This window comes from Paenibacillus sp. FSL K6-4396, assembly GCF_038002525.1.
Classification (GTDB): Bacteria; Bacillota; Bacilli; order Paenibacillales; family Paenibacillaceae; genus Paenibacillus; species Paenibacillus amylolyticus_B.
The window spans coordinates 2214037-2227257 of the sequence record NZ_JBBOCR010000001.1 but is presented as its reverse complement, the minus strand read 5'-3'; the positions used below and the strand labels follow the sequence as shown (position 1 = coordinate 2227257).

General features: G+C 48.1%; 13 protein-coding genes. 1 reads left to right on the top strand and 12 read right to left on the bottom strand.

Going from position 1 to position 13221, the window contains the following annotated elements; translation table 11 throughout:
- Positions 1 to 10 precede the first annotated feature (10 nt).
- The 6 genes from MHB85_RS10135 to MHB85_RS10110 form a co-directional block, all read right to left on the bottom strand.
- The gene (locus MHB85_RS10135) at positions 11 to 820 is read right to left on the bottom strand and encodes a DUF92 domain-containing protein (RefSeq protein ID WP_105598110.1); all 810 of its coding nucleotides are present in this window, start codon (positions 818 to 820) and stop codon (positions 11 to 13) included.
- A 228-nt stretch (positions 821 to 1048) separates the two neighbouring features.
- Positions 1049 to 1822, bottom strand: coding sequence for an ABC transporter permease (locus MHB85_RS10130; protein ID WP_091017536.1), 774 nt, complete (start codon positions 1820 to 1822; stop codon positions 1049 to 1051).
- A 17-nt stretch (positions 1823 to 1839) separates the two neighbouring features.
- Positions 1840 to 2616: an ABC transporter ATP-binding protein gene (locus tag MHB85_RS10125; RefSeq protein ID WP_074094443.1), complete on the bottom strand. Its 777-nt coding sequence runs from the start codon at positions 2614 to 2616 to the stop codon at positions 1840 to 1842.
- Between the two features lie 27 nt (positions 2617 to 2643).
- Positions 2644 to 3699, bottom strand: coding sequence for an ABC transporter substrate-binding protein (locus tag MHB85_RS10120; RefSeq protein WP_105598109.1), 1056 nt, complete (start codon positions 3697 to 3699; stop codon positions 2644 to 2646).
- 12 nt (positions 3700 to 3711) lie between these two features.
- Entirely contained in the window at positions 3712 to 5160 is a 1449-nt protein-coding gene (locus tag MHB85_RS10115; RefSeq protein ID WP_105598108.1) for an aryl-sulfate sulfotransferase, read from the bottom strand.
- Positions 5161 to 5219: 59 nt separating this feature from the next.
- Positions 5220 to 5777: a MarR family winged helix-turn-helix transcriptional regulator gene (locus MHB85_RS10110; RefSeq protein ID WP_105598107.1), complete on the bottom strand. Its 558-nt coding sequence runs from the start codon at positions 5775 to 5777 to the stop codon at positions 5220 to 5222.
- 384 nt (positions 5778 to 6161) lie between these two features.
- On the opposite strand from MHB85_RS10110, the gene MHB85_RS10105 reads away from it, so the two are divergent.
- The gene (locus MHB85_RS10105; RefSeq protein ID WP_105598106.1) at positions 6162 to 6569 is read left to right on the top strand and encodes a hypothetical protein; all 408 of its coding nucleotides are present in this window, start codon (positions 6162 to 6164) and stop codon (positions 6567 to 6569) included.
- A 123-nt stretch (positions 6570 to 6692) separates the two neighbouring features.
- Here the strand turns inward: MHB85_RS10105 and MHB85_RS10100 are convergent, their stop codons facing one another.
- The 6 genes from MHB85_RS10100 to hemE form a co-directional block, all read right to left on the bottom strand.
- Positions 6693 to 7325: a fumarylacetoacetate hydrolase family protein gene (locus tag MHB85_RS10100; protein WP_105598105.1), complete on the bottom strand. Its 633-nt coding sequence runs from the start codon at positions 7323 to 7325 to the stop codon at positions 6693 to 6695.
- Positions 7326 to 7371: 46 nt separating this feature from the next.
- Complete coding sequence (locus MHB85_RS10095; protein WP_091017547.1) at positions 7372 to 8124, bottom strand: glycerophosphodiester phosphodiesterase; 753 nt, start codon at positions 8122 to 8124, stop codon at positions 7372 to 7374.
- Positions 8125 to 8148: 24 nt separating this feature from the next.
- Positions 8149 to 9564 carry a CapA family protein gene (locus MHB85_RS10090; RefSeq protein WP_091017549.1) on the bottom strand — a complete coding sequence of 472 codons (1416 nt, stop codon included), beginning with the start codon at positions 9562 to 9564 and terminating at the stop codon, positions 8149 to 8151.
- A gap of 181 nt (positions 9565 to 9745) precedes the next feature.
- Positions 9746 to 11170 (bottom strand): protoporphyrinogen oxidase, encoded by a 1425-nt coding sequence (gene hemY, locus MHB85_RS10085; protein WP_091017551.1) that lies wholly within the window; start codon positions 11168 to 11170, stop codon positions 9746 to 9748.
- Complete coding sequence (gene hemH, locus MHB85_RS10080) at positions 11170 to 12120, bottom strand: ferrochelatase (protein WP_036609705.1); 951 nt, start codon at positions 12118 to 12120, stop codon at positions 11170 to 11172. The genes hemY and hemH overlap by 1 nt, the downstream gene beginning before the upstream one ends.
- Positions 12113 to 13177 (bottom strand): uroporphyrinogen decarboxylase, encoded by a 1065-nt coding sequence (hemE, locus tag MHB85_RS10075; protein ID WP_074094433.1) that lies wholly within the window; start codon positions 13175 to 13177, stop codon positions 12113 to 12115. Before hemE ends, hemH begins: the two co-directional genes overlap by 8 nt.
- Positions 13178 to 13221 lie beyond the last annotated feature (44 nt).

The window sequence follows — 13221 nt, the reverse complement described above, 5'->3', positions numbered from 1 at the left end:
GTACTCCCCCTTACAACGCCAAAATGTTACCTAAACCAATCGCCACACATCCGCCGATCACTGAGCTAAGCACGTTCACCAGGTCGTTACTCATCCATGCCCAGCCACGAGCCCGAACCGTTGGATGCCCACAATGTTCATGTACCTCAACTTCACGGCCACACACCGTACAACGATACATCATCTGCAACGTTGCACCCAGATAGGAATCAGCAAAAGCCCCTGCCAACCCGCCTACAAGACCGACAAAAGTCCAACTAAACAGACCAAACCCTTCGATCCCGGCGATCCAGGAAAACAAGAATGCTCCCGCACCAATCAAAGCCCCGCCTACGGCTGCAGCCACGGTGCCAAGAAGTGAAACACCTCCTGAAGCACCTGGCGTAAGTACCTTCCACGTGAACACAGAGCGCGGCGGCTTGCGACTGAGACTCCCAATTTCGGTTGCCCATGTATCCGATGTAACGGTAGCCATTACACCAATGAAAGCATACACCCATGCCGGATGTGGAAATATCCAGTATCCCAGACATAGGAACATACCCATTCCACCATTAGCCATCACTTGTCCTGCATCCCGATTTCCTGACTTGGCATAGGATTTCTCCAGCTCCTGCTTCCGATCTTTACGAAACCTGGAGAGCAACGTTGAAGTAATGAAAAACAACAATAACGTGCCAAACCAGAACAGGTTACCCGCTCCGTAATATATCGTTCCCATCATGATGGCTGCCAGGCAGCCAGACAAGGTTAGCGACTTTTTCGCATAGGCAGCACCTGCCACCATAGAAGCGCATACGGCGCCAATAATCCAATCCATAATGTCTCCTGCATGCAGCGTATGTACAGCCCGCATGACGTTTATTGTATTTTTGAAATTCAATTATACCACGGTTTGATCCCAATGCCGAAACTCCTTACGACAGCACACAAAAAACCTGTTTTGGCCTCGTGTAGAAGTACCAAAACAGGTTATTGATCAAACGTTAAAACAGGATAACTCCCCTCTTCAAGTAACGTCTGGAATTCAATGTTCCTATGTCCTAATTTAGACCCTCTTCGCTCCGCCAATGACCCCATATCGGTAGAGTACTCTGCGACCAAACCAGTTGAACAATCGATCCGTCAGGAATCCCATAAAACCCAGGGAAATCAGTCCGACAAAGATCCAATCTGTTCGGAAAAAGAGTCTGGAATTCCAGATTAAGTAACCCACTCCCTCATTCGAGGCAATCATCTCAGCACCGATGATGGCCATATACGAAGTTCCCATCGCCAGTCGCACACCCGTGAAGATATACGGGGTTGTCGCCGGAACAATCACATGCAGCAGAATCTGCCGTTCATTGGCTCCCATACTGCGGGCCGACCGGATTTTGTCCTCTTCGACGGAGAGCACACCTGTCAGTGTATTCAACACAACTATGAAGAAGGTTGCGTACATAATGAGTGCGATCTTGGATTGCTCTCCAATACCAAACCACACCAGGAATAAGGTAATAAAGGCGATCGGCGGGATAAAACGTATAAAGTTAAGGAATGGCTCGGCGAACAGCCGGATGATATGCACCTTGCCAATAATCAGCCCTACCGGAATAGCAATGATGCTTCCGAGTACCCAGCCCGCCAGTACACGAGTGAAGCTGATTCCGATATACTCCATCAGCGTACCGTCAGCTATCAGTTCTCGTGCTCCCAGGATCGTGTGCCACGGACCAGGGATTACGTCAGGCCCATAGATTAGGGCGCCAAGTTGCCAAATTAAGATGACCGTTACCCATAGAAGCGGGATAGACACCCATTTTTTCTCCAACCATTTCATCTTACATATCACCTCAGTTATTCTTCAAAGTGGCCTTGAATTCGGTCATACAGGGTGTTGAACTCAGACGAGGCGATGTTCCTCGGGTAAGGTAACGTATTGTGGTAAATATCCGTTATATTCGAAGACGGACCTACGGACATAATGCCTATGCGCTCACCAAGCAATAACGCCTCCTGAATATCGTGGGTGACAAAGATAACGGTCTTATGAGTTTCTTTCCAAATATTCACCAGTTCCTTCTGCATCGTCCGCCGTGTCATCGCGTCCAGCGCACCGAATGGCTCATCCATCAGCAAGATCGCCGAGTCATTCGCAAGTACCCGAGCCAATTGAACCCGCTGCTTCATGCCACCCGAGAGCTCTTTCGGAAATTTCCCCTCATGAGCACTCAGTCCCACAAGCTGGATGTATCGATCAGAGATCTCACGTCGTTGTGTCTTAGGGACCTTGGACATTCGAAGTCCGAATTCAACATTTTCCCTCACAGTTAGCCATGGAAAGAGAGAAGAATCCGCCTGCTGGAATACCATTGCCCGATCCCTGCCCGGTCTGTCGATCTCCTTGTTGTCCACCTTGAGCTGTCCACCTGACTTGGAGATGAAACCCGCGATCATATTCAGCAGCGTTGACTTCCCGCACCCACTGGGACCAAGCAGGACAAAGAACTCCCCTCCCTTGATAACCAGATCGACATCCTTAATGATATAATGTACATCCCCATTGGTCGGGGCATGATACGTTTTCCGAAGCTGTTCAATATGAATGGTATGCTGAGTTGCAGGTAAGGACATAACGGACACCTCCCATTTCAATAAGAATTATTTACTATATGTCACTTTTTTCGGAAACGCCTGCTGGAGAGAAGTCAGATTGAGTTTGGTGTCGAGATCAAAATCCTGTTCGATGATTCCAATGTCCACCATATATTGCTTCTGACCCGCCAAACTATCATAAGCAGCCTGCGTAAATCCAACTTCCCATGGATTGATCGGAAGATCTTTCAACGTGGCATCTTTAGGCTGTTTGGTCTCTTGATACATCAGATCGGCAACCTCTTCAGGATGCGCTTGGGCATACGTGGATGCTTCATCCAGCGCAGCAAGGAAGTCACTTATCTTTTCAGGGTTTGCCTGGATGAATTCATTACTTGATACCAGTCCCATACCAAGGCGTATAGGCGTCTGAGACATATCCGTCAGCTGATGTACTCCTTCGAGTGCATCGAATTTATCGGTTAACGCGGAACCTATGACCCAAGCGGCATCAAGGTCTCCCTGTTTCAGTGCGATGTAGGCTTCATCAAAAGCCCCCTGACCAATTTGCGTCACATCACTCAGCGCCACCCCCTGATCTTTCAAATATTCATCCCATAGATATGGAATAAATGTGCCTCGAATGAAACTCACTTTCTTGCCTTTCAAATCTGCTCCACTCTGAATATCATCCCTTGCATACAGCTTCCAGGCGGCTGCCGCTTCATCCGTAGTCTGGCCTGCAGAAGCGATGACTGAATATTCCCCTTTAGCCAGAGCATTCAATACAGGGAAGTCCGCCCCGTACGCAATATCAACCTGTTTGATAAATAGTGCATTTACACCTTCAGCCGGTGAGCCAAACGTAATACTCTCTGCATCTATGCCCCGGTTTTCAAAAAAACCTTTTGCAATGGCTACCCTGAACGTTGGGTTCGTACTTGTATCTGCAATTCGAATTTTTACATTATCGGTATTCTTGCCGGTAGCGTCTTTTGCTCCAGATCCTGCTGCGTTTGAACTGCATCCGGATAATATGAGTGCCGTAGCCAGGAATAATATCAATACGCCGGTAATTATGGATGGTACTCTCACAATATACACCCCATTCGATCTAGTCATGATTCTTGACGCTTAACCACCCGACTTGCCTTCATCCGACGTTGCCACACAGGCTGCACCCTCCACAAATGGAAGAGTTGTCTCTACGCTCACGATGGATGCAGAACCTTTGGGTGCTGCTCCCGGTACCCTGTAGGTGGAGACATCAATGGCTTCGATGGCAACTTCCTGCGGTTTCTCCAACTGTGGAACCCACTGATAAGGAACTCGATACGAGCGATAGACCATATTGGTATTCCGCCCATCCGTGTACGGGGAGACATACTCCCAGACCAGCTCATGCTCCGCTGTCACTTCGAACAATCTGCCATTGGAACCTTCGGTTATCAAGGTGTTGCCGTTAGGTAAACGCTGGGCGGAACTGATGTATGGGCTATAAAATTTATAAGAATCCGTCGGAACCGAGAAACCTGCTTCTGCCGAGGTATACTGCCAGACAATCTCCAGAGTGACCGGGTTAATCTCCAGCACACGAGAGTGATCCCGAATCGCATGTTTTAATCCAAATGGGGAAGCCGGATTCGGAAGGCCGTAACCTGCCCAGCCGCCATTGTCGAATACAAGCAAGTTCCCTTCTCCAGGAAGGCCCTGAGGAATGATATGTGCATGATGCTGCCCGATAATTGTGCCAATGTGCTTCGCTTCAGTTGAAGTATAGTCGGGGCCCAGTCTCCATACGATTTTTCCGCTCTGCCTGTCTGTAATAGCGATTATATTGGCCTCTCTTGCATCCCAGATAATATTGTCGGGGTGGAACCGTTCGTCTCCGTCTTCATAGAAGCGGTTGGGTCCAACATAAGAAGCAGAATTAATATGTAACCAGTCACCCACACCACCACCCAAATGACCGAAAGAACGTGTATTCGGATCACGGAACAGAACATTTCGAGCCGCTTCATCAAAACCTAATTCTTCAAAGTGCTCGTTAGGCAGCCATTCCCAAAGTACCTTCCCCTCCCAATCCACTTCAATAATGGCGTCATCAAGCAATGGCTTATCTGAAATTTGCGGGTTACTCACATTTTTGTGAGCCAGGATAAGTGTTTTACCACTCTTCGTCTTCGGTGCAAGCCCAGGTGCATAATAACCTACCGGATTACCCTCACGCTGATAATCATGATGCTGGCGGGCATACCATAGTGGCTCATACCCCGGATCTTCGATGTGTTCGTAGCTATTGTATTTCCATACAATGTTGCCGTCCCAATCCACCTGAACCAGATCGACATTATCCTGAATACCGAACTTCGGATCTCTCCGACCTGTACTGCCCAGCACGTAGCCGCCAGGTAATATTTTGGCCGGAAAACCTAATAATCCTTTCCACAGGTGAACCTCCTTGCCATTCATATCGATCAACACTACGCCTTCCTCACCTGCCTGATAAACGGTATAACCGCCCCAAGCTTTGTCCGGATTGTATAACGTCGCTCCAGTTGGATATATTGTTGAGTGTCCCATTGACCATCTCTCCCCTAGAATGTTTGTGGTATATCAAATGTCGTTACTGTGACCCAACCTCAATAACTGAGATAGTTACTCTTCCCGGTATTGTCCCGCTGCTTCTGCTCAAGGTTAATTGTGGAGGACCGATCATGTTCTTGTATCCCGTTGTTCTCCGCCAATTCCAGCACCGTGTCCGAGAATCCCTCCAGATTCGCTACTACCCGCTCGTAGAATCGACTTTGCTGCTCCAGTTCCTCACTCGTAAACCCCTCAAACAGAAGCGTGATACATCGGGCACCGATATTGCTGTTTCTCGCATACATCTCCCGCCCGCTGGATGTGATGTCCAGCAAAACCGTCCGGCGGTCGTCTTCCTTTCGTCTGCGGATGGTGAGTCCCTTTTTCTCCAACTTATCGGTCAGAGCTGTAATGGCACCCGATGTGAAGTCCAACTGTTCTGCCAGATCTCCAAGCCGCTGTTCTCCCTCACGAATGATCTTGTGCAGGATAAGCATACCCGGCAGGCTGATGCCTTCTACAGAGATGCGATCCCGCTCCTTGACGAATCGTCTGACCATTTTGCGAAATAACCAATCCGTCCGCTCCAACGCTTCCCAGTCCCTATCACTCATTCCATAACCTCCTTGATCGTTTGAAACTTCAACAGCGAACAAAAAAAGGCCCCCGCGGACATTCCATAGTGGAGTAGTCCCGGGAGCCTTTGGTGGTCCAATCAGCTCGATTTATTTTTCAATTCAAATTAGTTCACTGTTCATTTAATAAGTATTAAAATAATTGAGATCATCATATAACCAACTAACCCAACCTGTCAAGTGCGAATTATATTAGTGATCTTCTTTTACGGTCGTTCTCTGTCGGGCTAAATTACTTATCCTGTTTTAAGTTTCACTTCAGGTTTCCCGTTTACACTATTCTCAGATCGAAACATCTACAACTACATCAACGACAAGCTACGATTCAGTTCGTACTCAACTACAGAAATGAGGATTATCCATATGAACATGAAAAGAGTCATTATTATAGGCACAATGATTGTCACCATGTCCTTCGCTGGAACAGCATGGGGCCAATCCGCCATCTCCCCCATACCTACTGCTAAATGGTCCATCGTTGACCTGGATACTCATGAGGGAAGCAGTGACGAGCTACTCAGCGCTCTGAATCAGCCTTCAGAAGAGCATCTGTATCAGGAGCTGTATAACGGCAAATCACTGAGGACGATTACGGAAGAAAACAACGGGAATTTGGATGAGGTCATTGCTATACAAGTAAGGCAGCTCAGGGAGCAGTTGGATGAGCGACTCGCAAATGGAAGTATCAGCTCGGAGCAACATGCTGCACAACAAACCGAACTGGAAGAGTTGGTCACACAGAGCGCAAATACAACATACAGCTTGGCGTAACTTAGTAGCGTATCCGTACGATGAAGGTATAGACCATATATCCGCGATAACACAGCAAAAAGGAGCGTATGCACGCCCCTTTCTTGTACCCTATTCTTCTCAAGCAGGTATGATGTGTAATCCTTACTGCGCTGCCCCAATCGTGCATGTACCCAAGGATTCGCCGTCCCATGCCAGTTCGAGCACATCTCCTGCTTGAGTTGGTCCAACACCTTCCGGTGTTCCTGTAAAAATGACATCGCCCGGCCCCAGGCCGTAATGGTGACCTACATAATCCACAATATCTTGTAAACTGAAGATCATGTTACGAATGTTACCACGCTGGACTTCCTCACCATTTTTGGTCAATGTAAAGTCTTTCTCAAGTAAAGCTGCCGCCCCCGGGAACGCCTGAAATGCAGTAACCGGAGCCGAATTTTTGAATCCTTTGGCCGCTGTCCAAGGGTGGCCCTTTTTCTTAATCACGGACTGTACGTCACGTAACGTAAAATCAATACCAAACGCATACGCATCCACCAGCTCATCTACCGCCATACCTGGCTCATAACCCCGGCCGATCTGCACGACAAGCTCAGCTTCATAGTGAACTTCACCCTTGGTAGCAGGCAATTCAAGCGTTTCACCACTCAGGGGCACGACTGCATGAGAAGGTTTCATAAAGATCATTGGTTCATCCGGAACCGCGTTGCCCAATTCTTCCGCATGAAGTTTATAATTGCGTCCTACACAGTATACGTTGCGAATGTTAGTCAACATGGGTATATTACCACCTTTATTGGATTCAATAGTGCATTTAGGGTAATTACGGTCTGAAGAATCGGCTGCTCGTCTCCTGAAATGCCAGCTCCCATACGTCAGGACGGTTCGTACATAACATGAGTTCTGGATCAACTGCGGCCAGTTTCTTCATAATGGTCTTGTCATCTACTGTCCAAGCCATCACCCGAATGCCTGCACTCCGCATATCGTTCATTAAGGATTTGTCTACATTGGTGTATCCAATCGAGAGAAATGTACAATTCATCTGCTGCAGGGCAGTTAACAGATCACCTGGTCGTGCATCGATAATCAGCCCCGTCTGGATCTCCGGTGCAAGTTTCTTCACTTCGATCAGAGCGGCTGGTTCAAATGAGGTGATTACAACATCATTTTGCATATGTCTTTTTCTCACTTCATGTATAACAGCCGCAGGCAGACCCGGGTACATGTCTCCCTGCGTTTTCAGTTCAATGTTCAAACGTACTCTGCCGCACGAGCGATCTAACAATTCACTTAGCGCCGGAATGCGTTCGCCTTTGTAAGACTTGTTTTTCCATGCTCCGGCATCCAAACGTTGCAGATCTGCCCAATCGGTTTCCCGAACCAGACCCTTTCCATTCGTGGTGCGATCCACTGTAAAATCATGAATGATTACTGGCACACCATCACGCGACAACTGCACATCCAGCTCCATCCACTGAACTTCAGGCCGTTCCATGGCCATTAGAAACGCAGCCATCGTATTCTCTGGTGCAATAGAAGAAAATCCACGGTGCGCTACACAAAGGTTGTTCATTCGATTCCCTCCTCAAAAAGGTTATTAATTTGGCGAAGCGACTCCATTTCCATCATATCGAATGCCTGGCGAGAGCTTTGCCATCTGTTGCAGCAGCAGTTTGTTTGCCTCATCAATCATTGGAATGGCCTGACCAAGCCCGGCCTCATAAGGGATGACTTTCATGCTGCAAGCTGCATCAGCACTACAGCGTGCCTGAAATACCGCCGTTTTCCATGTCTCTTCGGTTGTTGATCTGGAGAAAATGAAATTCCCCGTACTGTATGCAATCCATTTCCCCTTATAATACTCCAACCCTTGCAACACATGAGGATGACCACCTATGACCAGATCTGCGCCGGCATCGACAAACTCATGAGCCAATCGGGTCTGGTCACTGTTCGGAGTACTTACACGTTCCTCGCCCCAGTGAGCAACCACGATTACCAGATCAGCCTTCTTACGGGCCTCCTGGATCGCTTTGACCGCTCCTGTGGAATCATAGGCTTCAGCCACGCCAGCCCGATTGCCCTCAGCCTTCCAACTCGTTTCCGGTACAACTCGGGAGAACCCAAGCAATGCAATCTTCATGCCTTTGCGTTCCAGATACGCTGGTGCATAGGCTTCATCCCTGTTCATACCGGCCCCAGTGTGAGCTATGCCATATTCCTTGAGATAGGTTAACGTATCTACCAAACCCTCTACACCCTGATCCAGAATATGATTGTTAGCCAAATTGACAGCATCAAAACCCGCAGAGGCCATTGCCGCCAATGCTTTGGGCGAAGATTTGTATACATACGTTTTGTCAGCTGCACCAGTACCACCTTGGGTTATCGGAGTCTCCAAGTTGCCGATGGTAAGATCATCATCCTTGAATAATCTGCCGAGTTTGACAAAGGGATAGTCATAACCGTTCTTATCCAGCAATTCAGCAACTTTGCCCGAGAATTGAATATCGCCAACAAAGTTAATCGTGACATCCTTCGCTGAATTGGTAGGTTTCGATGCCCCTGTTTCCTTATCCGCACCTGCATTTCCCTTGGTGCCGGACGGAGTCGAAGTTGCCGCAGGTTTTTTCGTTCCGGATTCTGATTTCTCACTATTGGTATTGCCTGAAGTGTCTGGGGTCGCTACGCCAGATGGCTCACCTGCATCTGCTGTTGTTTCTTCATTCGTTGCTTCGGCGTCTTCTTCCGGAGTCTCATCAGACTCCTCCGAGTCTGGAGAACTTACTTGATCCCCGCCTTTGGCATCGTCTCCAATGGAAGGCTGATCCTGATCAACAATTTGCTGCTTCACCGGCTGGTCTGCCTGTTGCTGACGTGTGTTAATCACATAAAAAATGCCCACCAGACCAATTGTCATGATCAATAAAAGATTAATTGTCCAGATGATTCTATCACGGGTGCGCTTTCTTTTTTTTCTCTCTACACTTCGATCTGATCTTGGGGGATACATAAGCAACTCCTCTTCTTCACAGCCATACATACCATTATATCAGGCATATTCTGGATTTCCATCTTTCCTTGGAACTGCATCGATTGAAAGGGGATTAACTCGCTTAGCTTCTAGATCTTCATATGAAAAAAGCCATCTCTCCAGTAGATAATTCTACGGTGAGACAGCTCTCTTGCTGTACTTAATCTGCTACAAGCGCCTGTGTTGCCAAAATAGACATTTCCTTCGCTTGTTTGATGCAATCCGGCAAGCCTACGCCCTCATAACCTGCACCTGCAATGTACACACCCGGTAACTTGCTGCCAAGTTCCTCACGCAGGGAAGCAATATGTTGGAGGTGTCCCACCGGATACTGAGGCATGGATTTACGAAGCCTTGTAATCTCGGAGAAGATCGGCACCGCTTCGATACCCATCGTCTCTCTCAAATCTTTGAGAACCAGATCCGTCAACGCTTCGTCTGGAAGCTCTACGTTCTGTTCGTCACCCGAGCGACCGACATAACAGCGGAGCAGTACTTTATCGTCCGGGCTGGTATGCAGCCATTTGGTCGATGTCCACGTACAAGCCGTAATATTCCGACCCTCTTTCCGCGGAACGAGGAAACCCGATCCGTCGAATACATGCTCCACCTCTTTTTTCTCAAAAGCGAGCACTACATTGGCCACAGATACATAGTTAATCGCATCCAGTGCCGCTGTATCCACATGAGGCTTCAACAGATCTGACGCGACATATGTCGGCACAGTAACCACTACATCATCCGCTTCAAGCATTTCACCATTTTCCAGCTCAACATGATATCTGGTCTGCGTGCCATCAAGACGTTGCAGTGACTTCACCGCGGTGTTCAGACGTTGATCCACATCCTGCAACTCATGGACGAGTGCATGAACAAGACTCTGCAGTCCCTGACGAAAGTTCAGAAAAGCGCTCCGTTTGGTTCCGGTATGCGTCTCAGCCGGTTTCCGGCCAGTCATCATGCCCCGAATCAAGCTGCCGTAATCGCGCTCTACTTCGCCGAACTGCGGGAAGGTAGCCTGGAGGCTCAATCGCCGCATATCACCTGCATAGATTCCTGCGAGCAGTGGTTCCGTCAAGTTCTCCAGCACTTCTGCTCCAAGACGACGTTCAATCATATAACCGAGCGATTCATCCTCTGTTGTACGACGTGGCGGGATGACAAAATCCATCAACGCCCGCAGTTTGCCTGCCGGAGAGACCAGACCACTTCTCAGGAATGGTCTTAGTTCTGTCGGGATACCGAGAACAAGTCCTGCTGGCATAGGATGAAGCTTGCCACGTTGCATGATATACGTTTTCTTCGACTCCGGATTCTGACTGACCAGCTCATGATCGATCTCCAATTCTTTGGCAAGATCAATCATTGCTGTTTTGCGAGCCAGGAAGGAATCGGGCCCTTTTTCAATCACAAATCCATCCCGGTGCAGTGTCTCAATCATGCCTCCCATGGACGAACTTTTCTCAACCAAAGTAATCACGGGTTCAACGCCCGCTTCCCGGTAATGCTTGCGGATATAAAATGCCGCGCTGAGGCCGGTAAGGCCACCGCCGACGACAACAACACGGCGTTTCTTATCACCCATTACTCATCCGACCCTTGCTGCCATTGGCTTATAATAACGTCGCTTAATGTCTCCATGTATAGAGGATCGCTATTGAGAGAATCAATACGCATCAGGCGCATATCAATTTCTTTGGCAATCGATTTGGCCTCAATATCGAGATCATAGAGTACTTCGAGATGATCCGAGACAAACCCGATTGGTGCCACAAGTACATCCTCTACCTGTTCACGAGAAAGCTCCTGTAACGTATCCAGAATATCCGGTCCAAGCCAAGGCTCAGCTGTTCGTCCGGCACTCTGCCACGTAAATTGCCAATTGGTTATGCCTACACGTGAGGCAATCACTTCCGAAGTTTCCAGCAATTGTTGCGGGTATGGATCACCCATCTCCACAATACGTGCCGGCAGACTGTGCGCACTAAACAACACCTTCACATCTCCGCGTTTTGCTCCAGCTTCTTCGAACGCATCCAACTTGGCACTGACACGTGTGGACAACGCCTGGATTAACTTCGGATGCAGATGATAACTCTCAATAAAGGACATATGAACGCCCAGCTCTTCTGCTTTTTCACGCGCACGTTTGATATAACTGCCTACACTCATCGTGGAAAAGTGAGGAGCCAGTACAATACCAATCGCTGTCTGAATTCCATCCTTCGCCATCTGCTCCACGCCATCCTCAATAAACGGATAAGCATGCTTCAGTCCTTGATAACAACGGAATTCCACATCAGTGCCACGCTCATCGCGGTTTAATGTCTCTTGAAGGGCCTTGACCTGATTGTCTGTGTTCTCCCGAAGGGGGAACACACCGCCAACAATCGCTTCATAACGATCCGTCAGTTCCTTCAATTGCTCCGGTTCAGGCGGACGTCCTCTGCGGATATGTGTGTAATACGCTTCAACACTCTCCATATTTTCTGGTGTGCCATACGACATCACCAGTACACCTACAGTATTAGTCATTGGTTACCGTCACTCCAGTCTTCATTGCTTCGGCAGAATATTCATGAATATACGCCGTTAGTTCTCTGAGCTTCTCTAGCGATGCTTCAGGAAATAATCCGTGTCCGAGGTTGAAAATATATCCCGGCTCCTTGATTCCTTCGTCAATAATCACTTTGGCTTGCTCTTTAATCAGTTCCATTGGGGCAGTCAGCAAATATGGGTCCAGGTTACCCTGTACTGCAAACTTGCCACCAAGACGTTGACGCCCTTCCGAAATGGATACTCTCCAGTCCAGTCCAATCACATCGGCTTGCAGATTATGCAGTGCTGGCAACAACTCACCGGATGCAACACCAGGGAAATAAATCTTCGGTACATTCAAATCCGATAATTCGGTAAAGATACGGGTAATCGTAGGCAACACATATGTTCTGAAGTCTTTGGGAGAAAGTGCTCCAACCCAGCTGTCAAACAACTGAAATGCCTTACCGCCATTCGCAATATGCGCACGGACATATGTAATAACCATATCACCAAGCTTCTGCATCAGCTTGTGCCACACCTCAGGCTCGCTGTACATCATCGTTTTGGTGCGGATATAACCTTTCGAAGGTCGGCCTTCAATCAGATAACTCGCAATCGTGAATGGTGCGCCCGCAAACGTAATAAGAGGCACATCAAGCTCCTTATCCAGAATTCGAATGGTTTCCAGAATATGTGACAGATCTCCTTCTACGTCGATGGGACGTAGCCGATCCACATCTGCAGCAGACCGAATAGGATTATCAATAACTGGACCAATATTTTTTACAATGTCAAAATCAATGCCCAGAGAGGCAACCGGATTCATAATATCGGAATACAAAATAGCCGCATCTACACCAAGTTTGCGTACCGGCATAAGTGTAACTTCAGCCGCCAGCTCGGGTTGTTTGCAGATTTCTAGCAAGGAGTACTTTTCTTTAATTTTGCGATATTCAGGATCGTAACGTCCAGCTTGACGCATGTACCATACCGGGACACGGTCTACCTGTTGTTTGAAACTTGCCCGAATCAGTCGATCATTATAGCTCATGTAAGAAGCCTCCAATAGTTTTTGGACTCATAATTACCATTATG

What these genes read in the sequence shown, in the direction of transcription:
- MHB85_RS10135 (WP_105598110.1), bottom strand. Translation starts at nt 820, where the DNA reads ATGGATTGGATTATTGGCGCCGTATGCGCTTCTATGGTGGCAGGTGCT.
- MHB85_RS10095 (WP_091017547.1), bottom strand. Translation starts at nt 8,124, where the DNA reads ATGAACAACCTTTGTGTAGCGCACCGTGGATTTTCTTCTATTGCACCA.
- MHB85_RS10090 (WP_091017549.1), bottom strand. Translation starts at nt 9,564, where the DNA reads ATGTATCCCCCAAGATCAGATCGAAGTGTAGAGAGAAAAAAAAGAAAG.
- MHB85_RS10130 (WP_091017536.1), bottom strand. Translation starts at nt 1,822, where the DNA reads ATGAAATGGTTGGAGAAAAAATGGGTGTCTATCCCGCTTCTATGGGTA.
- hemH (WP_036609705.1), bottom strand. Translation starts at nt 12,120, where the DNA reads ATGACTAATACTGTAGGTGTACTGGTGATGTCGTATGGCACACCAGAA.
- hemY (WP_091017551.1), bottom strand. Translation starts at nt 11,170, where the DNA reads ATGGGTGATAAGAAACGCCGTGTTGTTGTCGTCGGCGGTGGCCTTACC.
- MHB85_RS10110 (WP_105598107.1), bottom strand. Translation starts at nt 5,777, where the DNA reads ATGAGTGATAGGGACTGGGAAGCGTTGGAGCGGACGGATTGGTTATTT.
- MHB85_RS10100 (WP_105598105.1), bottom strand. Translation starts at nt 7,325, where the DNA reads ATGTTGACTAACATTCGCAACGTATACTGTGTAGGACGCAATTATAAA.
- MHB85_RS10115 (WP_105598108.1), bottom strand. Translation starts at nt 5,160, where the DNA reads ATGGGACACTCAACAATATATCCAACTGGAGCGACGTTATACAATCCG.
- MHB85_RS10120 (WP_105598109.1), bottom strand. Translation starts at nt 3,699, where the DNA reads ATGACTAGATCGAATGGGGTGTATATTGTGAGAGTACCATCCATAATT.
- MHB85_RS10105 (WP_105598106.1), top strand. Translation starts at nt 6,162, where the DNA reads ATGAACATGAAAAGAGTCATTATTATAGGCACAATGATTGTCACCATG.
- hemE (WP_074094433.1), bottom strand. Translation starts at nt 13,177, where the DNA reads ATGAGCTATAATGATCGACTGATTCGGGCAAGTTTCAAACAACAGGTA.
- MHB85_RS10125 (WP_074094443.1), bottom strand. Translation starts at nt 2,616, where the DNA reads ATGTCCTTACCTGCAACTCAGCATACCATTCATATTGAACAGCTTCGG.